Annotated in this window: 23 protein-coding genes; 3 read left to right on the top strand and 20 right to left on the bottom strand. The window is 64.3% G+C overall.

Annotated elements, in window-relative coordinates:
• Nucleotides 1–39 precede the first annotated feature (39 nt).
• The 15 genes from ACV959_RS17670 to ACV959_RS17740 all read right to left on the bottom strand — a co-directional run bounded on the left by ACV959_RS17670 (nucleotide 40) and on the right by ACV959_RS17740 (nucleotide 13,465).
• Nucleotides 40–858, bottom strand: a complete 819-nt coding sequence (locus ACV959_RS17670; RefSeq protein ID WP_475737846.1) for a hypothetical protein — start codon at nucleotides 856–858, stop codon at nucleotides 40–42.
• Entirely contained in the window at nucleotides 855–1,040 is a 186-nt protein-coding gene (locus tag ACV959_RS17675) for a hypothetical protein (RefSeq protein ID WP_475737847.1), read from the bottom strand. Before ACV959_RS17675 ends, ACV959_RS17670 begins: the two co-directional genes overlap by 4 nt.
• A gap of 12 nt (nucleotides 1,041–1,052) precedes the next feature.
• Nucleotides 1,053–3,329 carry a hypothetical protein gene (locus ACV959_RS17680; RefSeq protein ID WP_475737848.1) on the bottom strand — a complete coding sequence of 759 codons (2,277 nt, stop codon included), beginning with the start codon at nucleotides 3,327–3,329 and terminating at the stop codon, nucleotides 1,053–1,055.
• Nucleotides 3,330–4,535: a phage tail protein I gene (locus ACV959_RS17685; protein ID WP_475737849.1), complete on the bottom strand. Its 1,206-nt coding sequence runs from the start codon at nucleotides 4,533–4,535 to the stop codon at nucleotides 3,330–3,332.
• Nucleotides 4,532–5,434 (bottom strand): baseplate assembly protein, encoded by a 903-nt coding sequence (locus ACV959_RS17690; RefSeq protein WP_475737850.1) that lies wholly within the window; start codon nucleotides 5,432–5,434, stop codon nucleotides 4,532–4,534. Before ACV959_RS17690 ends, ACV959_RS17685 begins: the two co-directional genes overlap by 4 nt.
• On the bottom strand, nucleotides 5,435–5,815 hold the full coding sequence (locus tag ACV959_RS17695) for a GPW/gp25 family protein (RefSeq protein WP_475737851.1): 381 nt from the start codon (nucleotides 5,813–5,815) through the stop codon (nucleotides 5,435–5,437).
• 3 nt (nucleotides 5,816–5,818) lie between these two features.
• A complete protein-coding gene (locus tag ACV959_RS17700) occupies nucleotides 5,819–6,784 on the bottom strand; it encodes a phage baseplate assembly protein V (protein WP_475737852.1) in 966 nt (321 codons plus the stop codon).
• Nucleotides 6,781–7,533, bottom strand: a complete 753-nt coding sequence (locus ACV959_RS17705; RefSeq protein ID WP_475737853.1) for a hypothetical protein — start codon at nucleotides 7,531–7,533, stop codon at nucleotides 6,781–6,783. Before ACV959_RS17705 ends, ACV959_RS17700 begins: the two co-directional genes overlap by 4 nt.
• A complete protein-coding gene (locus ACV959_RS17710; protein WP_475737854.1) occupies nucleotides 7,530–7,913 on the bottom strand; it encodes a hypothetical protein in 384 nt (127 codons plus the stop codon). Before ACV959_RS17710 ends, ACV959_RS17705 begins: the two co-directional genes overlap by 4 nt.
• Nucleotides 7,914–8,005: 92 nt before the next feature.
• Nucleotides 8,006–8,707 (bottom strand): hypothetical protein, encoded by a 702-nt coding sequence (locus ACV959_RS17715; RefSeq protein ID WP_475737855.1) that lies wholly within the window; start codon nucleotides 8,705–8,707, stop codon nucleotides 8,006–8,008.
• Nucleotides 8,708–8,780: 73 nt separating this feature from the next.
• Complete coding sequence (locus ACV959_RS17720) at nucleotides 8,781–9,803, bottom strand: major capsid protein (RefSeq protein ID WP_475737856.1); 1,023 nt, start codon at nucleotides 9,801–9,803, stop codon at nucleotides 8,781–8,783.
• A 30-nt stretch (nucleotides 9,804–9,833) separates the two neighbouring features.
• On the bottom strand, nucleotides 9,834–10,226 hold the full coding sequence (locus ACV959_RS17725; RefSeq protein WP_475737857.1) for a head decoration protein: 393 nt from the start codon (nucleotides 10,224–10,226) through the stop codon (nucleotides 9,834–9,836).
• Nucleotides 10,227–10,244: 18 nt separating this feature from the next.
• Nucleotides 10,245–11,612: a S49 family peptidase gene (locus ACV959_RS17730; protein WP_475737858.1), complete on the bottom strand. Its 1,368-nt coding sequence runs from the start codon at nucleotides 11,610–11,612 to the stop codon at nucleotides 10,245–10,247.
• A 1-nt stretch (nucleotide 11,613) separates the two neighbouring features.
• Nucleotides 11,614–11,916: a hypothetical protein gene (locus tag ACV959_RS17735; protein ID WP_475737859.1), complete on the bottom strand. Its 303-nt coding sequence runs from the start codon at nucleotides 11,914–11,916 to the stop codon at nucleotides 11,614–11,616.
• Nucleotides 11,909–13,465: a phage portal protein gene (locus ACV959_RS17740; RefSeq protein WP_475737860.1), complete on the bottom strand. Its 1,557-nt coding sequence runs from the start codon at nucleotides 13,463–13,465 to the stop codon at nucleotides 11,909–11,911. Before ACV959_RS17740 ends, ACV959_RS17735 begins: the two co-directional genes overlap by 8 nt.
• Before the next feature lie 227 nt (nucleotides 13,466–13,692).
• On the opposite strand from ACV959_RS17740, the gene ACV959_RS17745 reads away from it, so the two are divergent.
• The gene (locus ACV959_RS17745; protein WP_475737861.1) at nucleotides 13,693–13,944 is read left to right on the top strand and encodes a hypothetical protein; all 252 of its coding nucleotides are present in this window, start codon (nucleotides 13,693–13,695) and stop codon (nucleotides 13,942–13,944) included.
• Between the two features lie 67 nt (nucleotides 13,945–14,011).
• On the opposite strand, the gene ACV959_RS17750 is transcribed toward ACV959_RS17745, so the two are convergent.
• The gene (locus ACV959_RS17750) at nucleotides 14,012–16,054 is read right to left on the bottom strand and encodes a terminase gpA endonuclease subunit (protein WP_475737862.1); all 2,043 of its coding nucleotides are present in this window, start codon (nucleotides 16,052–16,054) and stop codon (nucleotides 14,012–14,014) included.
• Nucleotides 15,954–16,463, bottom strand: coding sequence for a hypothetical protein (locus ACV959_RS17755; protein WP_475737863.1), 510 nt, complete (start codon nucleotides 16,461–16,463; stop codon nucleotides 15,954–15,956). Before ACV959_RS17755 ends, ACV959_RS17750 begins: the two co-directional genes overlap by 101 nt.
• Before the next feature lie 118 nt (nucleotides 16,464–16,581).
• Between ACV959_RS17755 and ACV959_RS17760 the strand changes: the two genes are divergently transcribed.
• Nucleotides 16,582–16,803 carry a hypothetical protein gene (locus tag ACV959_RS17760; RefSeq protein ID WP_475737864.1) on the top strand — a complete coding sequence of 74 codons (222 nt, stop codon included), beginning with the start codon at nucleotides 16,582–16,584 and terminating at the stop codon, nucleotides 16,801–16,803.
• A 98-nt stretch (nucleotides 16,804–16,901) separates the two neighbouring features.
• Nucleotides 16,902–17,531 (top strand): DUF3489 domain-containing protein, encoded by a 630-nt coding sequence (locus ACV959_RS17765; RefSeq protein ID WP_475737865.1) that lies wholly within the window; start codon nucleotides 16,902–16,904, stop codon nucleotides 17,529–17,531.
• Between the two features lie 45 nt (nucleotides 17,532–17,576).
• On the opposite strand, the gene ACV959_RS17770 is transcribed toward ACV959_RS17765, so the two are convergent.
• The 3 genes from ACV959_RS17770 to ACV959_RS17780 form a co-directional block, all read right to left on the bottom strand.
• The gene (locus ACV959_RS17770) at nucleotides 17,577–17,801 is read right to left on the bottom strand and encodes a DUF7220 family protein (RefSeq protein ID WP_475737866.1); all 225 of its coding nucleotides are present in this window, start codon (nucleotides 17,799–17,801) and stop codon (nucleotides 17,577–17,579) included.
• Entirely contained in the window at nucleotides 17,801–19,129 is a 1,329-nt protein-coding gene (locus ACV959_RS17775) for a site-specific DNA-methyltransferase (protein ID WP_475737867.1), read from the bottom strand. Before ACV959_RS17775 ends, ACV959_RS17770 begins: the two co-directional genes overlap by 1 nt.
• A 152-nt stretch (nucleotides 19,130–19,281) precedes the next feature.
• The gene (locus ACV959_RS17780; protein WP_475737868.1) at nucleotides 19,282–19,851 is read right to left on the bottom strand and encodes a hypothetical protein; all 570 of its coding nucleotides are present in this window, start codon (nucleotides 19,849–19,851) and stop codon (nucleotides 19,282–19,284) included.
• Nucleotides 19,852–19,925: the final 74 nt, after the last annotated feature.

Consider the following 19,925-nt stretch of genomic DNA (forward strand, 5'->3'; position numbering starts at 1 on the left):
TAAGAGGTGACCGATGGCGATGATCGCTGCGCAGGTCGCTCAGAAAGTACCGGAGTCGATCACAGCGAGCTTGCTGTCCATCTCCGCCGTGGAATAGGCGCCGACGTCCGCGGCGGTCAGCGACACGGCGCCGGTCTTCATATTGACGGACAGCACCGGCCCGCTGGAGATCGACGCCGCCGAGGCCGCCGCCTGCGCGGCGCTGGCCGCGGCGTTGTTCGCCGCCGTCGAGGCGGTCTGCGCCGCCGACACGGCGGTGGACGTGGAGCCAGAAATTGTGGCGGCCGCCGACACGGCCGCGGCGCTCGCCGCCTGCGCCGTGACCTTCGCGTCGACGGCTTTCGTGGCGCTTTCCAGCGCCGACAGCGCGCCGCCGGCGACGCCCCAAACCGTCACATCGGCCAGCAGGGAATTTGCGCCCCATTGGTTGGTGACGTTGATGTGGAGTTCGCCCGTCTCATGGTCGTAGGAGAGTTTTCGGCCGAGGACATACGCGTCAGGCACGCTGTCGCTGACGAGCATGATCCAAGGCGACGGCGTGAAGACGTTGCGCCTATCTTCCGAGATCGTCACGCTCATGGGCCCGAGCGCAAAATAGGCGGTCGTTCCGGGCTGGATCGGCGCGTTGAGGAACCCCAGCGCCTGAACGCGACCCAATTCCTGCAGGAGCGGCGCGACCGCCTCATTGACGCGCTGCAGGCCGAAGATTTGAAGCTCGGCGAACAGCTGATCGAAGCTCGGCTTGTAGGCCTCCAGCGCCCGCAGCCGCGCGTCGATATGCGCCGTTGCGCGATTCATCCGGTCGGGCGAAGCGGCCTTGTCGACCTTGAAGTCGATCTCGGGCGGGAGGATGCTCATGCGTTGAGCGGCCTCTTCGTCGCCACGGCGTCACCGAGCGCAGCCAACGTCGCCGCGTCGACGACATGCTTCACGCCCGGTCGATAGGCGTGGCCCTGCAATTCCACCATCCTGGACAGGGTCACTTCCGTATAGGCCGGCTCCGGGAGGGCCGTTTCAGTCTTGGTCGGAGTTTTCGCCATCATTTCTCTCCGTTACAGGACCCAGTCCTTGAACCAGGCGATGTGGAATACGTTGAGCGGCGTCGACGACGAGCCGGTCGCCAGAAACTTGAAGGCGGAAACCGCCGCGCCGAGGTTCCACACATAGGTACGTTCGATCACGCCGGGTTCAGGCGCGACGTCGCTATATGACGAGGCGGCTGTCTCCGTCGCGAAGCTCGCTCCGGTGAGCAGCTTCACGCTCGCGGCATGGATCAGCGGGTCGAAATTCTCATAGCGAACCGTCAGCCGGATTTGCGCAGTCGACGCCGGCGGCGTGCGTCCGCCCGCGGGCCAGTAATGCGCAAAGGCCGTCTTGGGCCGCTCCACGCGCACGCGCGAGTTCAGCAGGCCGACGCAGGGCATCATGTCCGGCGTCCCCTGAAACACGGCCCGGAATGGCAGCAATGGCGGCAGCGCGCCGCCGGCGTTGAGCACGCCCGCGTTGACGCGGTCCAACGGGACCCAGGCGCCGTTGACCTGGACTGCGTAAGTCAGGCTCACCGACGAGGGGACGACCGATTCCGCCAGAATGTCGATGCCGACAATGCCGCCGGAGAGTTGCAGGCCCTGCAGGTCGACGGTGACGACGCTCTGCTGGAATCGGCAGGCGTAAAGGTCGAAGACGATGTGCTTTTGCGGATCGGCGATGGCGTAGCCTCCGATCATCGTGAAGAACATGCCGTTCGGAAAGGCCGGGCCGTTGGCCGTGGCGATGTAATGGTTCGCGCCGCTGACGATCCGAAAGCCATAGCGGCTGCCGGCCTTGAGGAAGATCGGCGTCGGAAACACGAAGGCAGTCTTGCCGGTCGTGGTCAGCGATCCATGGGCGACGACGGCCTTGCCGATCACGCGGGTCGGATCGATCTCGCCGGTCGAGGTGCATTCGCAGACCACCAGGGTGACCGCGCCGGAGGAGTCGAGCTGGGTGAACTTCAGCGCGATCGAATGCAGCCACATGTCCTGGCCGACCGGGAATGTCTCCTCGACCGAGGACCCGGAAACGGTGAAGGCTTCCTTGTTGATGTCCCAATAGGCTTCCGAATAGGCATCGGTCCAGAACTGGGTCAGCCGGATGAACACGTGCGGAATGAGCGCCGCCTGAGCATAGGCGGGGTCGATCTGGAAGGTCTCTCCGTTGCGCGCGAAGACATGCGTCACCGGGTCGTATCGGCCGGAGGACCAGAACGCCGAGTTGGTGCAGACGAAGAAGGGGTTGCCCCAGCGGATGCGCGTGCGCGACATCTGCTTCTTGAGGAATTCGACGGTCTGATAGGTGTAGCTCGCGAGACTGACCGAGCCGGTCTGGAGCCCGACGCTGATGCGCAGCGCCGTCTCATAGGCCGGGAACAGCACGCCATTGGCGACGCTCACCTGCGGATTGAGCGGGTTGAAGAGCTGCAGCGCCGTCTCGTTGACGCCATCGTCGGCGAAGCGCACGCCTTCGTCGACCTTGCAGTTCGAGGCGACGTGGCCGAGGTCCGACGTCGCCGGATCGAGGAAAAAATCGGCGAGGCTGTCGGCGGCGTTGGAGGGAATGCCGTCGCGCGACTCGAGCACCGCGAGGCGGCCGAGGATGCGCCCGGTCAGATCGGCGCTCTGGTCGTTCTTGCGGTCGTTGGAGATGCGGGCGATGTCGGAAGCAAGCGACAGGATCATGGGCGCCGCCACCGCCTCCCACGTCTCGATGTCGGTCACCCGGTCGCTCAGATCTTCGAGATTGCCGACCTCGTTCTCGTTCGCGACCGTGACGCTCTCGACGCCTGTGGGCGAGAGCACCACGGTGGCGAGCAAGAGCAGCGCGGCGTCGATCACCGGGGCGGCCGGATCCGGCGCCTCCGCGCCGACCGAGGTTCCGAGATTGACGATCCGGGAATGAGTGATCTCCAGGATCTGGGGCTGGTAGACGGGGTTCTGCGGGGTGGACTGCGCGGCGATCAGCACGTTGCGCGGCGTCGCGCCGGTGTCGACCTCGGTCCCCCATGCGGTGATGAGGACCTTCTTCTTCGCCGCCACGGGGAGCTGCGTCGTGAAGTCGAAGGTCGTCGGCGTGGCGCGCGCATAGACGACGCCGTTCCTGTAAAGCCGGCCGGCCGTCACGACGACCTGCGCCGGGCCGCTCTTGGCGGTCAGGAATCCCGAGAATTTCGAGCCCTGCACGAGCGTATCGACGACGATATGGTCGAGCGAGTCCGAGACGTAAGATTGCAGATTATTGACGTCCTCGGGCACGTTTTCGGCATAGGCAATGAAATTGACCCGGTTTTCCATTCAAGCCGCCTTTTGATAGTCGCCGAAAGCGAACTCGCCGAAGCGAAGCCCGCCCGAGAAGGTGATTTCCCGAAAGAGTTGCAGGGACACTGAGATGTCGTCGCGCGCCGCCTGAGACACCCGGATGGCCTCTAACGCGTCCCAGAGCAGCGAGAGGTCCGTCGCGGCCCAGAAGCCCTGGCCCCAGAACGAGCCGAACTGCCACAGGGGCTTCGGCGTCGGCGCCCGCAGGGTCAGTTCCGCTGAAAAAGCCGGGATCCCTGAGCGCGACCAGCTCCAGAAGGACATGGGCCGCCCATGGGCGCCGATTTTTTTCGGATCCATGAACCTCAGGCTGTCGTAGAGATGGTCGCGGGCGTCGGAGGGAATCCGGAACGACGCGTTGAAGAAGCTCGGCCAGTGGAAGGCCTTGTAGACGGGCGCCGCCACGATCTCCGCCTTCGGCTCCGGGCGCACGGCGGTGGGAATGAGTCCGGGCGGCACCGAGAAGGTCAGCGCTCCCTCAGTAGGCGAGATGGCGATGACATGGCGGTCAGCGTCGGACGGGATGCGGAACCCGGCAAATTGCGCCCGTCCATAGAACGCCTTGGCGGTCGCGCTCGCCCGCAGCTGGATGACATAGCTGTCGTCGACCGCATTGCCATTCAGGCCGGTGATGGTGACAGGACGCTCGCCGTCCTCATCGACATAGACCGCCCGATCGAGCCAGCGCCGCCTCGCGTCGTCGGGATAGCGTGCGCCGTCTCCCCAGAAGGAGACGTTGAAGAAAATCTGATCGGCCCCGGCCTCCTTTGCCGGCGGAGTCGGGAAGATGCGGATCTCCGGCAGGCGCGCGTCGATGGCGGCGCGCTCTTCGGGCGACATCGCCGGGACCCACCACATCCGATCCTTCGGGCGGACCGCCTTGACGATCTCACCGCCGGCAAGCTCGACATAGTCCCTGATCCCCTGCAGCGTTGTCTTGCGGCGCTTCAGGAGCCAGATGCGCTTGATGACGGCCCGCTTCTTTTCCTCGGGCCACTCGTCCTTCCAGATCTCGAGCCCGAGGCCCCACGCGAGATAGGGCAGAAACGCCTCGGCGCAGAGATCCGGGTCCCAGACCAGCCGCGGGAAGTCGGTCGGCAGCGGCCGGCGCGCGGCCGAGGTCAGCGATTGCGCAAGCTCCCATGGGGTCGAGTTGGGCGGGAGCAGCGTCTCCGCGCTCACGCCGCCACCGTGAGAGTGACGGACACGGAGCTCAGGTAAGGCGCCTCGTCAGCGCCGGGCAGAATGTCCTCCGCCGGCGCGATGAGCCGGAATTTGTTCATGGGCGGCACGCGGCCGGCGGCGATGATGGCGTCGGTCGGAACGCGACCGCCGATGACCTTCAAACCTTTCATGGCTGATGTGATGGCGGAAATGGACGCGTTCTGGATCACCGAGGGCGTTGGCCCGGGCGGAATGATGGCCTCGGCGACGATGTCGTAGGGCAGCGGGCGCGCCGAGCGCACGGTGACAATATCCGTCAGCTGCCCGCCGTCGTCGGCGGCGAGCCGGTCGCGGACAGCTTTCACCGACGCCTCGTCCACCGCGCCATCCTCGCCGCGGCCCAACAGAATGACGTCGATCTGTCCGCCGCCATGCTTGATGAATGAGACGGCCTTCACCGCCGGCGCCGCCTGCAGCGCGATGGTGCGGTAGCCGTTCCCGGTCAGCCCGACCGCCGTCGCGTCGAGAGCGATCCGGATACGACCGCGGAAATCCGTGTCGCTTTCCATGACTGCCGGGGCGCTGTCGTTCGCCTCCGTGACCGTCAGCCGCCGTACCCCCAGCAGCGCCCCAAGATTGTCGAGATCGCTCCCGACCGCGAATGCGAGCAGCACCGCCTGCACAGCGTCATTGATCGCCTGCAGGTCGAGCATCTCGCGATAGGCGTCTTCCTCCTGATGGATGACGCTCGGGTCGCTTTCGAGCGCGGCGACATTGAAGGGGATGCCTTTGGCGACGAAGCGCGCGGTCAGGTCGGAAAGGCGCGCGGCGCGGATCAGCTCATAGTCGACGGGATGGATCGCCTGCGGCGCCGGGATCAGCGACAGGTCGAGGTTGGCGAAGGGAAAGCGGGACATTTAAAGCGCCACCGTTCTGACCGCCTCGACGGTGTAGTCCTTGTCGAGCGCGCGGGGCATGTAGTCCCCGATCATGCGGACGCCGATCTTTCCCTGTCTCATATTGTCGGGGCCGTTCTCGGCGCCCGGATAATCGAAACGCCGCACCCGGAACCGTGGCTCCCACAGCTCGATGGCGATCGCGACCGCCATGTAGAATTTGAGCATCGTCTCCGGGACGAGGTTCTTGCCGAGCACGCGCGGGACGGCTGAGCCGAACACCCGCCGCATCACCCGCTCTCCGAAATGCGTCGACAGGATCACCAGGATGGATTGGACCGTGTGCTCCCAATCGTTAAGCGGCTTTCCTGTCTCGCGGTCGATTCCCGTCGAAGCAGCCATGGCTCACCAGTTGGTTGCGTCGCCGCCGTCGCCGGGCAGACCGCCGAGCAATGGCGCCTTCACGCCGATCAGGCTCTGGATCTGTTTGAGGGCGAGCAAAGTTCCAGTGATCTTGAGATCGCCGGCATGTTCGATCTGAGGGCTTTCGATCTGCACTTTCGTCGAGGACTTATGCCGGATGCCTTCCGAGGAATAGGTCGTCTCATGCTGTCCGTCGAACGACAGCTTCATCTCGTCTCGCGTCAGCGAAATTTTGTGCTTCCCCTTGAAGGCGGACACTTCGACGGCGTTGTCCGGATGGACCATAATCTTGTGCTCCTTCTCGTCGTCGCCCTCATTGATGACGACCATGTAGCCGCCGTCCTTGTCGAAGGTCCGGGAGTGCTTCGCCTTGGCGCGGTTCCCTTTCCAGGGCTTCTTGTCGGAGACTTCCTCGTCCTTGCCTTCCTGCTCGGTTTCCGGATCCTTGTGGATCGTCATCTTGCTGGATTGCTTGGTGTGAAGGACAGTCACGCCGTCGACTTCCTGCCTGACGGCGGCGTCTTTTTGCGTTCGCTTCGTCTTACCGCGCAGGTCGATATCCTCGTCCCCATCTTCGCTCGGCGAAGGATTGTCATTCCACCAGGTGAGCGGAACCGCCAGCGCCTGACAGGGATCGCCATTGGGGCAGACGATGCGCATCTGCTGGCCGATACTCGGCACGCTATGAACTTTCCGCGCCCCGGCGATCTGCGAATACGGGATCCACGGCGACTTGACGCTCTTGCCCTCGTCGTCGAGACCAATCTCGATGCGGATGCGATGCTTCTTTGGATCCCGATCCGTCACCCGCCCGTCGATGACGGAGTTGTCTTTGGCGCTCCGGAGCCACTCGATCTCCTTCTGCGCCTCGACGAGGCCGAGCTGCAATTCGCGGATCGCGCCGGCGAGGCTGCGCTGCAAATCCATGATCGCGTCGGCAAGGTTCATTGTGGAAACTCGACGGCGGGCTCGCGCGGGCCGCAAGGGTCAGTGTCCTTGACGCCATCCTCGATGATGAGCGAGCCAGCGACATAGGCTGACAGGCCGAGGTAAGCCGCGTCACGCCCCGCCGGCGACAGGGTCGCGCTGCGGATCGACGCCTCGACCCAATCCGCCAACGTCGCGAGGCCGTCGCCGCGCGTGTCGGCGCGCATCAGGGCAATGAGCGCCGCCCACGCGTCCGCAGGCTCCGCGCCTGGAACCGGCTCATGGACCGGCTCGCATTCGAGCGTCGCCTCGCGCGCCGTCACCTTCACGCTGTTCCTTTCGAGGAGATAATGTCGATTGGCGATGCTGGCGACGGCCGGCGCAAACTCGCGCCACAGCGCCGCCCATGGTTCGGGCGAAGCGTTCAGCGCCAGCAGGGCGTCGCGCCAGAGAATGTCCAGCGCCGTTTCGGCGCCCTGCCGCCTCGTGTCGACGGTGATGATGCGGCCGGGCGACGTCTCGAAAGCGAAGGTCTCCGGCAGGAAAATTTGCAGCGTCAGAAGCACGACGGGCGCGCCGCCAAGCAGGTTGCGCCCCTCCAGTTTGGTCATCGCCGACCCGGTATAGACAGCGACAATCGGTTGAGGCGCCGCCTTGTCCAGAAGATCGAGCGGCTCCTGCGGACTGTCCACCACGACGACGTTGACCGGCAGCGCCGCCTGCAGCGCGCGCGTGGCGCAGACCCGAAGGGCGAAAGGCACGAGGCTCATCGCGCGGTTCCCACCAGAAAGAGCAGCGTCCGATTTGTTCCCAACGGCGCCGTGCGACTGACCCGGAGCGTCGGCGCGCCGTCAGTTTCGAGCAGTTGCACGAGATCACCCTCCTCGACGGCGTAAGGGAGCGCCGAGGTTTCGATCTTTGCCGTGTCCGCTGAGAACCGCAGACGCGCATTGACGTCGCCCGGCGTCGCGCCGGAGGCGTTCACCACGCTAGAGCCTCGCGCGACATAGGCGAGGATTTCCATCTCGGGCCGCTCGGGGTCGGCTCCTCGGACGACATAGCCGCCGCTGCTCTGCGGCTTGATCAGCACCCGCTGGCCGAGTTGACCGTCCGTCGCCGCATGCAGGCGCATGAGGCGGGACTGTCTCATCAATCCGAGCCCTACGAATTCGTGCAGCGGCAACTTTTCGCCGAAGAGCAACCGTAGCAGTTTGAGGCGTAAAACGGGTCTTTTCTTTGAGGCTAAAAAGCAACTCGAAGTGCGCCCAACGAATCTCTGAGAAGAATTTCACGATTAACAAGGTCGGCTATAGCCCTGCTGCAGTCGCTCGGAGAGATTTGATTGAGTTCTTTTACAACTTCGTCGTCGGTCGGATATTTGATCGTATAGGCTTCCTCGAAGCGTTTATCCTCAAGCGCGTCATAATTATGAACGTCAAGTCTCTGCGAGAGAAACCACACTTTTTCAAAAACGGCCTTTTCTACTGGATCTGAAAGCTTTACGTAATGAGCACTTACCTTTCGGATGATATCCACGACGGAAATACCCATCCCGAAAATGCCCCACCAGGATTTATCAGCTGTCGCCACAGAAGCGACGAGCGCGGCAATGCCCAGAGCCGCTTCGGTTGAAGCCTTATTTATGCAGAAGATAGTATGGGGCCTGATCCGTATTTCCTGATTCATGATCTGATGATCACGATATTTTATGTTTTTCCTTTCAAATTCACTCTCCAACGCGGCCAAAAAACCAGCCCGGCACTCGCTCCAATATCCAAGAAAGCCTTCAGTATCAGTCGGCGTACGTCGCTGAGATGCAAGCAATTCTTCTACCGTCTCGGAAAGCAGCTTATCAAGATCAACGTCATAGAGTGCTTCTCCGGCGCGCACGAGCTCAAAAGCGTCGTCTTCATCGATTGTTCCTCGGAGAAAGTCAGATGACATCCTAACCTCGAGCAACTCTAGCCAAGATCCTATTAGGGAATATAGACTTGTTTTTCAAAGAACGTCACCATCATCAGCTGATCTTCCCGGCGTCGAGCGCCTGCGGCATGAGGCAGACGTGAAGCGGGTAGGAATATTGCTCGACGTCCGCCCATGAGTCGCGGTCGCGATCAGGCACGATCCAGGAATAGGTCTCCTGGCCGGGGGTGTTCACGAATTCGAAACGCTCCGCCGGCGCATGGGCAATCTGGAAGATCGGCGCGCCAACGGGGAAGAATTTCACCTTCTTTGCCGGGATCGCCACCGTCGAATTGTCGTCAGTGCCGCGGTAGTTGTGCCAGGTCACGCCGGCGAATTTGAAGCTTTCCCACGCATTGCCGATGTCGTTCTGAAGAGCGAGCGCCATCTGCGCCTGATAGGTGTGGCGAATCTCTGGGCAGGTGATGAAGGCGTCCCAGAAATCGTCGCCGCAAAGCGCGTGGATGGCGACGCCGGCGCCGCCGAGGCCTTTCAGATTGCGCACCATGCGGCGCTTGATGGCGTTGGTGGCCTTGCGAATGTCGCCCTCGGTCGCGCTCGTCGAGAAGTCGAACACGCGCTCGGTCGGCTTCGTCTGGCCGAATTCCTCGAACCAGTCGTAGATCACCGTGCCGTCGGCGTCGACGACGACGCCCTGGATGCAGCCGAGGCGCATGTTCTCTTTGGTCAGCGCGAAGTCCGCCTTCATCTTCATCTGACGGCGGGCGACCTCTATTTGAATGTCCTTGACGGCGGCCTCGTCCCCGAAGGCGCGGACGTTCTGGATCTCATAGGCCCAGATGCGCGAGGCGTCGGCGATACGCGTCGTCATGAAAGCCCGGGCCTTGCGCTGCTCGCCGCCGCGCTGAGAGGGAGCCGCGCCGCGGGGCGAGGTCTGGATGAGCACGGGCGCAAAGTCGCGCTCCTCGATCCAGACTTCCGCCGTGCGGACCGGCTTCGGCGTAAAGAGGCCCGGCAGCGTTTCGAGGAAGTTTGGAACATAGCTGTAGCGGTCGACGGCCGCGGTGAGCGAGCGCGCCGAGAAGGCGTCGCCCAGAAAGACGTCCATGATGGCCATGAAGGGGAATCCTGATGGTTAGGGAGCGGCTCAGCGGACCTTGATCAACGCCGCGTCCATCTGCGCGACGATCTCGGCCTTGTCCGGGTCGGAGATGCCGGCGGGCCAGGTGAGATCAGCGCCGCGCACGGTGGCGTGCCGGTTGATCCCGACGAACTCCAGTGTCTGGCCCGCGGGAACTTTGGCGCGATAGCCGGCGATGGCGGCGAATTTCTCGGAGCCGTCGGTCGCCGATGGGTTCAGCTTGACGGCCTTGCCGTCGACGACGGCGAAAATCTCGCCGACGAGGAAGTCGACGCCGGAGACCCCGCCGTCGGCGACGAAAGTGTCACGGGAGAGATAGCCGGCGCCATCGGAATCCTCCGAGACGACGAAGGTGAAGGCGTGCTTCGCTTCATAGAGCGTGATGCCCTTGGCGGTCATGGGTGAGAACTCCGTGGATTAGCGAGCTGCGCCGGCGCGGCGGCCGATTTCGGCGTTGAGCTCATCGGCGATCGATGCCCATGAGGCGGCGCCGGGCTGCATGTTCTCGTTCGGAGCATCGCCGACATGAGAGGCGCCCGTCACCGTCTCGACGGCGCGGGCTGCGATGCCGGTCGATTTCGCCACACCCGCCAGCACGCCCGCGGCGTCCTCGACGCTCATCGAGGTATTGAGCGCGAGGTGCCGCGCCGAGGCCTCGCGGCCCGCGGCTTCCGGATGGGAAAGGATCGCCTTGATGCGCGCGCGCTCGTCTTCGGCCCCCATCCGGCGGCCCTCGGCGGCGCCGGCCTCATAGCCTTCCTTCGCGCCCTCGGTCTTGCCGGCGGCCAACCCCGCTGCTTGGCCGGCATCACGGCCCTCAGAGAAGCCTTCGGCTTTCCCCTCGGCGCGGGCGCGCGCGAGGTCTTCATCAGAATGCATGTTCATTCGTGTTCCTTTCATGCCGCGGGATCCAGCTTTCGAGAGCTGGCCGAGAAGTTCGGCAAAGGAGCCGATATCGTCGACGAGGCCCGCGCCTTTTGCGGCGGCGCCGATGAAGGTCCGGGCCTCCGTCGCCCGCGCAGCCCTGGCCGATAAACGGCGACCGCGGCCGGCAGCCACCGCGTCGATGAAGAGCGCGTAGTAGCGATCGACCTCGGCCTGCAGATCGGCCTTCACGTCGCCCGACAGCGGCGTGTAGGGATTTCCGTCGACCTTGTGGGCGCCGGCGTGGATCAGGGTCGGCGTGATTCCGGCCCGATCCACGGCGCGCGAGTAGTCGGCATGCATGAGCACCACGCCGATCGAGCCGGAGACGCCGGACTCCGTCGAAATGACCGCCTTGGCGCCCGACGCCAACGCATAGGCCGCCGAGGCCGCCATGCCGTTGACCATGGCGTAGACGGGTTTGGCCTCATTGGCCTTGCGCACGAGGGCCGCCGTTTCCATCGCGCCCACCGCCTCGCCGCCCGGCGAGTCGATGTCGAGGATGACGTTCCGGACTTTCGGATCCCTGACCGCGCTCTCGATTTGATGCGCGATACCTTCGTAACTCGTCATGCCCGACTGGGCGCCAATCCAGGCCCCGCGGTTCACCAGCGAACCGGTGATGGTGACGATCCCGGTTCCCTCGGCCGTGCGGCGATATGGCAACTTGCCGACCGGCCGGCCGCTCGGGTCCGTCTCGGTGGCGTCACCAACGAAGCGGGACGCGTCAGGCGCGAGAGCAGCGTCGACCCCGATCCGGCCGGCGAGGACCTCCGTGACGACGGCGAGCTTCTCCGGGAGGATCAGCAGCGGGCGGTTGAGAATCCGGTCTGCGATCCGCAGGAGAAGCGTATTCGACACATCAACCTCGCGGGTCGCTCGGATCGTAGCTCGACGGCGCCCGCGCCGGTCGATAGGTCAGCGGCATTGCAAAGCGTCGGTTCGGATTCGGCGCGCCAGTAAGAGCACAGCAGGTCGTCTCGGCTGCGCGCATCTCGTTTCGGAGCGTGTTCAGATCGGCCCGGCTGAACCGCACCATTTCCTCGGCGTCGAGGTTGCGCGTGCGGATCTCGGTTTCCAGCGCGCCGGTGATGAGGGCGTAATAGGCCTTGCTCAATGCTGCGAAGCGCTCGCAAGGGTTGGTCCAGTCGACGGCGTCACTCATCGGCCGACTCCTTGTCGATGATTGGCTCGGGCGTGATGATCGTGGGCTCAGGAAGCCCGCGCTCCTGGCGCATCGCCATCTCACGCGCCAGCTGGTCGTAGTTGTCCTCGATGTCCTGGCCGAGCTCCGCGGCGATATATTCCGCGGTGATCACGCCCATGCCGTAAAGCTTCTCATGCGCCGCCGCGAATTTGACCTCGTCCGGCACCGGCTTTGCGGGCCCGCGCCAGTCGGCGCGACAGGCCGCCATGCGATTGGCGAGGAAGGCCTCGACGCCACCCGGGAACGCAATGTCGCCGCGCTCGATGCCTTCTTCGAGCCAGCACTCGAAGGCCGACTGGTAGAAGGGCGCTGCGATGTGCGAACGCCGCCACATCTGGATCGGCCAATTCGTCGTGGTCGACATCTTGATCGAGGAATAGGTCGCGCCTGTGTAGTCGCCGGTCACGTCCTCGAATGTGAAGCCGCCGCAGGCCGCGGTCTCCCGCAGCAGGAAGCGGACGAAGGGCTCATAGTTCGAATTGGGCGTCTCGCTGCGCTGGAAATTCAGCTTCTCGCCGGAGAACAGGTGGACGATCCTCGCCAGGCCGCCGAGATCGAAACTCGTCTTGTCGTACCAGCCGGCGCGGGCGTCGAGATAGCTGTCGAGACTGCCGCCAACACCTTGCTCCTCCAAGCTCTCGAAAGCTTGCAGTACTTCCTGCGTCGGCGACGGGCTCTCGATCGTCGCCGCAACGATCGCCTGCGCCAGCGCCGTGAAGAGAGTGGCGTTGGAGAGCTGATCATATTGGCGCAGAACCTGAAGCACCGGCGCAAACACCGAAATGCCCCGCATCTGCCCGACGTCGCCGTCGAAGCAATGCTTGATCACAGGCCGATTGCCGGCGTCGCGCGCGGCAACTTCGAGGATCTGCCCCGTCTCCATGATCGGGCTGGTCAGGCGCAGCAGATAGGCCTTGGGCAGACCCGTCTTATTGACCCTCACGCCCTGGAACAGATCCTGGCCATTGGAGTTTTGAACGAGCCGATGCGCCGGGATCAGATGGATCTTGGTCGCCGTCCGTGATTCCGGCCTCGGCAACCAACGATACCAGGCGATCCATTCGCCATGGGCGAAGTAACTCCTGAGCGCCGCCTTGCAAAGCTGATGGACATCGTGTTTTCCGGCGGCGTCGCATTCGAGCGGCGTATTCGCCCAGAGCTCCCATCGCCGTTCGACTTCTCGCGCCCAGCTGTCTGACGCTTTCTGCTCCCACCCCAGGGCGCCATAATCGGGTTTCGACGCGAGCCGCAGGCCTGTCCCCATGATCGAGGCGCAGCCTTTGTTCACTACCCCTGCGATCCACCCCGAATTGTGCAGCAGATCGATCGTGCGCGCGGCCGCGCGCCAATAGGCTGCGCGCACATCCTCGCGCGGGTCGCGCAGGATCGGATACCAGTTCTCGAACAGCGCATGGCGCTCGTTGCGCATATAGGCCGCGCCCGGTCGACCGCGCGCCGGCGCCCGGGCGCTGCCAAACAGCGCGCCGAGACGATTGATTAACCCCATGCGTGGATTCCTGCCGGCCGGCTTGTCAGAGGTCAGAAATAGGCCGAGATTGATCTTGTTCAGTCCGGTCGTTCTGGTCGCGCTGCCCTAAACTTTTTCGAAAGTCAGACAGCCGCAGGCGGAATTCGAGAGGCGACGCATGATGATCTGGAAATTTTTCAAGGCCGCCGCCCTGATCGCGGCTCTTTCCCTGCCATTCGCGTCAGCGGCCGAGGCCCGGGGTCACCATGGCGGTCGACATGGCGGCGGTCACCATCGCGGCTGGCATGGGGGTCATCACGGGTGGCACGGCCACCGCGGCTGGCATGGCGGACATCGATGGCACGGCGGCCATGGCTGGCATGGTGGTCACAGATGGCATGGCGGCCACGGCTGGCACGGCGGCGGCTGGGGATGGCACGGCGGCGGTTGCTGGCGCTGGTGGAACGGTCGCCGCGTTTGGGTGTGCTGAGGATTGTTTCGGCTTCCCACAGAATTGATCTGACCTTGCGGAGCCGATCTCTCATCGGCTCCGCAATGCCTTTACCTTTCGATTTACACTGATCGCTATCGGTTCAGACGGTGCGCAAAGCTGGCGAAGCGCGCGCGAATGGCTTTCTGCGCCACTGCCGTCGCGACGATGGGTTCCGGGGCTTTGGTCTGAGGGGCCGCCTCGAGGTCGGGCTGATCAATGCCTACCGGCGTCGAAGACCTGGTTTCCGCCTTGATGGCCTTCTGTCGATCAGATCCGACGCGCCACGCCGCAGCGGCCGCCATCGCCTCGCAATCGAGGAAATGGTTTTCCCGATAGCGCGACACCCAGATCCAGCGACCGGAGGGCCCCTTCACCCTGGCCTCCGCGACGAGTTGTTGGCAGTAATCGTCGTCTGCGGCGTCGTTCAGGCGCAGCGCGCCGGGCGCGTCGCGGTCGAAAGACAGCCGCTCGTGGACGACGGCTTTCCAGTGATCCGTGTCGAGGCGCAGGAGATGCAGCCCGTATTTCTTCGCCTTGCCGTCGATACCCGTGACTTCGATCGCCGACTCGATCAGCGGCCGCGCCATCGGCGTCGACGAGCCCTTGGTCGCGAAGACGAACCGCTTGTGCTTGCGGCAGAACTCATAGACCCGGTGGATCGGCAGCGATTCCTTCTTGCCGGGGCGAAACCCGGAGTCGACGAAGGCGATCTTGATCGGCCGGCCTTCGATCGGCGTCGTCAGCTTTTCTGACAGCCGCCGCCACACCTCCTGATCCTTGGTCGGACCCCAGATGTAGCCATGCTCGACCAGCCAGGACGTGCCGCCTGCGCCGAATCCCCGGATGACATAGGGGAGCCTGTTGCCCTGCACATCGATCGCCGCGACGAGGAACAGCACGCCGTCCGGCACGCGTTGCGCGAAACTCTCGCGCATTTTCACGACCTGGGTCCACTCCGGGACTTCGCCACCGCCTGCAAGGTAGAGCTCGCCGAAGCCGGCGTTGACCGCCGTCTGGATCTTGTCCTGCTCGCCCGAGGCCAGCGCGCGCAGATAACGCTCGGCCCGCTCGCCAATGGTCTTGAAGGGCGAGCAAAAGCCGGAGATCCAGAACGACAGCGTGGTCGTCTCCGCCGGCGCCCCCGAAACTGCCCCCTCAGCGTCAATCCTCTCGCCCGGCGCGACGAAGGCGCCATTGGCGTTGCAGAAAGCCTTGTGCTCTTCGCGAATTTCGAAGCCGCAGTGCGGGCATTCGAGCCAGGAATTGACGAGCGCCTGCGACGGCGTTGCGTTCTTCGGATAGTGCAGCAGTTTCGAGCGCGGCACGAAATATTTGCCGCAGTCGGGGCACGGCCAGCAGAAATGATGGCGCGTGCCTTCCTGCCACAAGCGCCAGATCGGCGAGGAAATGTCGTCTTCTTCGCCCGGTTTCCAGAAGTCGAGGCCGCTCGCATCATCATGCACGATCTCGACCATCCCCAGCGTCGGCGTCGAGGTTACGCCTACCTGAAAGTCGGCGTAGGTGTCGCCGCGCGCTTCGACGAGCCCGAGCGGATCGCCCTGGCCGCGGATGTTGCGCATCATCTCGTCGTATTCATCGACGAGGGCGAGCGCTGCGGCGTCTGATTTGAGCGCCGCCGAGGAGCCGGCATGCGCGAGCCTCAAGCGGACGCCCGCGACTCGCTTCAGGGTCTTCTTCTGCTCCTTGCTCTCGATGCCGCCGATGACCTTCGCGCCGAGCGACTCAGCCTGCCGGAACATCTCCTCGATGCGCGGCTCCAGCTGATCGGTCAGAAACTCCTTGTTCGGCCCCACATAGAGGATCGGCGCGGGCCGGTTATCGAGCCGCTCGCCGATGACGTCGAGCACCGTCGCCGTCTTGCCGCTCTGCGCCGCGGTCACTCCGACGATGCGCTTCCAGCGGTGATCGCCGAAGGCGCGGGAGAAGGCCCGCATATAGGGCGTGAGCCCCGGGTTGCGTGGTCCGGGCCAGCCCGTCTCCGGACCGTAGACGATATTCTCGAAGGCCCATTCGTCAGGAGGCTGGCGTTTCGCCGGCCATGTTGAGATCGCGACCTGCTCGTAGAGTCGCGCTCGATTTTTCAAATCTGCCGCGGGCGCGATCAAGCGCGTCATTCAGCCTCGTCTCGATATCGGCGCGCAGGCTCAGGTCGCGGGTCGCCGCCGCCGGCACGCCGGCGAGCTCGGAGCGGAACGCGCCCCAGACATCGGCGAAGATCGTCTCGACCGTGCGCATCTCGATCAGATTGCCGGCCTCGCGCTCACGACGCATGCGGATCTCGAGGGCGCGCTCCTGCTGAACCTGAGAGGCGGCGGCCGTCTTCGACGTGCGCCGCTCCTCGTCCTTCAGCCAGCGGATGTAGCCCTGCACGGCGGCGACGAGCGGCACCATGCCGCCGACAGGCTTGGGGATGTAGCCCTTCTTGCCAAGATCGCGCACCCACTGGTCGGAGACCATCAACAGCGCGGCCGCCTTGGCGACGGTGATCAATCCGGCCGAGTTCTGCGCCTGCGCATCGCTCATTGGATCATCATCGCCTGCTTGTTGAATTGTCGCAGATCATTGCCCCAAATGATGGAGAAATCGCCTTCACTTCCCGCCCGATCTACGCCTGTATGTCGCCATCGAAACGGAGGCGAACATGACGAACAGCAAGCAGAACGAGGCCGCGCTGAGCGCCTTCATCGCCAGGAAGGCCGAGATCGACGCCATGCTGGCGCGATTGGCGGCGCTCAGCGACGATCATTTCCACTCCGCGCCCGAGGAGATCAACTGGGGGCATGTCGGCACGCTGGCGAACTATGCGAGCCTGCTGAAGCAGATCACGGACTCCGCCTTCAACGAAGGCGAATTCGCAGAATAGCACGCCCTTCCAACACTCCGGCTCCCGCCCGCAAAGATTGCGGGCTTCAGCCCGTAGAAGGTGGCGATCCTCGCCATCTCCGGCTGAAGGAGCCCATCATGACCCAACTTTCCGACACCCAGCTGGTCATCCTCTCGAAAGCAGCCGAACATCCCGAGCGCATCGCGCTGCCGCTGCCGGCTCGCCTCAAGGGCGGCGCGGTCAAGATCGTCGTCGGCAGCCTCATCAAGAGGGGCCTGCTCGAAGAGGTCGACGCCAAGGTTCGCGGCGGCGAAGCGGTGTGGCGCGAGACCGGGGACGGTCACGGCGTGACGCTCGCCATCACCGACGCCGGGCTCGCCGCCATCGGCGTGGAACCCGAGTCGGCGAAGAGGCCGAAAGGCGCGCCAAAGGCGGCGGCCAGCAAGACGCCCGCAAAAGCCCCACAGGCGGCCCCGGGCGCCAAGAAGGCGAAGGCCGCAACGACCGCCGCGCCGTCCCCCAAAGCCGCGCCCAAAGCGCCGGCTGGCGCCACAGAGCGGACGCCGCGCGAAGGCACGAAACAGGCGACCATGATCGCCATGCTCCAGCGCAAGGACGGCGCGACAATCGCCGAGATCGTCGAGGCGACCGGTTGGCAGCAGCACACCGTCCGCGGGGCCTTCGCCGGGGCTCTGAAGAAAAAGCTCGGGCTCACCATCGTCTCCGAGAAAGTCGACGGACGCGGGCGCGTGTATCGCCTCGCTTGAGGCCCCGTAAATCAGGCGCCGAACAGCCCGTCGTGAGGCGGGCTGTCACCTGTCCTCGTCCGAATGTTGAAAATTGCAGAACAGTCGTCGGAGTGCGTAACTACGAACGAGCGAAACGACCGTGAAGATCAGCCCCATCGTCAGATTCTGGTCGAGAGTGGCATGCAGGCCGAACCACGGAAAAATCGTCATCTGCGTGGCCACAGCGACGCCGTAGCCCACGATCACATTCGCAACCGCCTCGACGAGCGACATGGCGCGCGACTGCATCAGGCGGCTTCCTTCGCCTCGTCAAGGCGTTGACCACGAATCTCAGTGTAAGTCGCGCCCTCGCCATCGAGGACCGCCGTCTTGCCAGAGAACGCCTGCCAGCGGTTTATGATCACGTCGCAGAACGCCTCTGACAGCTCCATCCCATAGACGCGGCGTCCGGTCTTCTCACCTGCGATGTGTTGCGAGCCAGAGCCCGAGAAAGGTTCGTAGCAGATGTCGCCCGGCAGCGTATGAAGCTCCATCGGGAGCGAAAACACCCGCACCGGCTTGCTGGTCGGGTGCTCCCGCGTCTCGATCTCGCTCGAGGGGATGTTCCACACCGTCGTCGGCCAGCTGTCGAAGCCCTCACGATTGACGCGCGGCTTCTTGCCAGACCGCCAGCCGAAGAGGCAGGGCTCATGCGCCCACAGCATGATCGAGCGGGTCAGGACGGGGCGGGACTTGGCCCAGATGATCTGTTGATGGTGCAGGACGTCGAACTTTTTCCAGCACGCCTCCAGCATCGCCTGTCGGCGCGAGGCGTGCCAGCAATACCAGGCGGCGTCCTCGGCGATGGCGCAGTCGATCGCGACCCGCATGAAGGCTTCGTAGAACTGCGGCCCCTGAGACGAGTCGTCCCAATGTGGCTGCTCGATGTAATCCTCGGACCAGTCCTTGTTGGCGATCTTCTTCGCCCAAGCCGTCGCTCCCTTCCTCGTCGGATGGTTCGTGCCGTCGTAATCCACGAGGTATGGGGGATCGGTTGCGAACAATGCCGCTCGCTTGCCGTCCATCAGCCGGGTCACGTCGTCCGGGTTGGTCGAGTCGCCGCAGAGCAGCCGGTGATTGCCGAGGAGCCACAGATCGCCGCGTCGCGTCGCGGGCTTTTTCGGCGGGTCGGGGATTTCGTCCTCGTCGGTCAGACCGCCCGTGGGCTCCGCCGCGAGCAGGCCCGCGACCAGCTCGGCGTCGAAGCCGACCAAGCCAACATCGAAACTTTCCGCGGAAAGATCGGCGAGCTCCTGTTTCAGGAGATCGTCATCCCACCCGGCGTTGAGCGCCAGTTGATTATCGGCCAGCACATAGGCGCGCAACTGCGCCGGCGTCCAATCGGCGCCGACGGCGATGGTGGGCACCAGCGAAATCTCCGCCGCCTTCGCCGCTTCGACCCGGCCATGACCGGCGACAATCATTCCATCAGCCGTCACCAGAACCGGGTTGGTGAAGCCGAACTCACGGATCGACGCCGCCAGCTGATTGATCTGTTCCGGCGAGTGCGTGCGCGCATTGTGCGCGTAGGGTTTCAGTTGCGAAACCGGGCGCATCACGACTTCTGGCGTCGTCATCTACGGGCTGTTCCTGTGAGGGCTGTGGCAACCAAACCGCAAAAACGAAATTCGGAAATATCCGGATCAATCGGGCCGTCGCGCCGCAGCGTGCTGCTGTCGCCCAAAAGGAACCATTGGCGGTTTGCGTGTGCAGCTGGCGGCTGGTGACGTCACGGCAGCATCGCGCCGAGTCTCGACACCACCGTCGTCGCCAGCACGCTGGCCGCGCCCTTGTCGAACGCCGCCGCGGTCTGGCCCTTCGTCATTTCGGTCGGAATGAACAGGCCCGAGCGCGCCAGCGAGATCGGCCCGCCCCAGCGCCTGCTGGCGCCGCGATAGACTTGCCCGCCCAGTTTCGGCGACGGCGCACGTCGTCCGCGTGGGCCCGAGGTGATGAAGGCGCGGTCGTAGTAGGTGGACCTGTTCCACGGATGCGCCGTCACCCCGCCGCCGCCCTCCTTCGCGCCGAAATATTTCAGCCTGACGTTTCCGCCTTCCGACCAGATCGTGTAGCTGAGCGAACCCGCGCTCGCCTCGATCGTTTGCTGCGCACGCTCCAGCGTGTCGCCTGGCAGGCCCGTCTGCGCGGTTTCAGCAGCGACGGTGGCCGAGCGCACGGCCTGGCCGCCCGCGTTCAGCGCCTGAGCAAGAACACCGCGCCCAGCGCCGCCTGCGAGCGCCTCGAGCCGCGCAGCGTAGCGCGAGAGCATCTGGTCGCGGAAGGTGACGACGATGTGCAAGTTGCGCCTCGAAGTCCATGCCTGGCGAATTACACTACCGAACGCGCGCCGCTAACGAAAACGCCCGGAGCGGT

The sequence above is a fragment of the Methylocystis sp. Se48 genome, assembly GCF_056269425.1.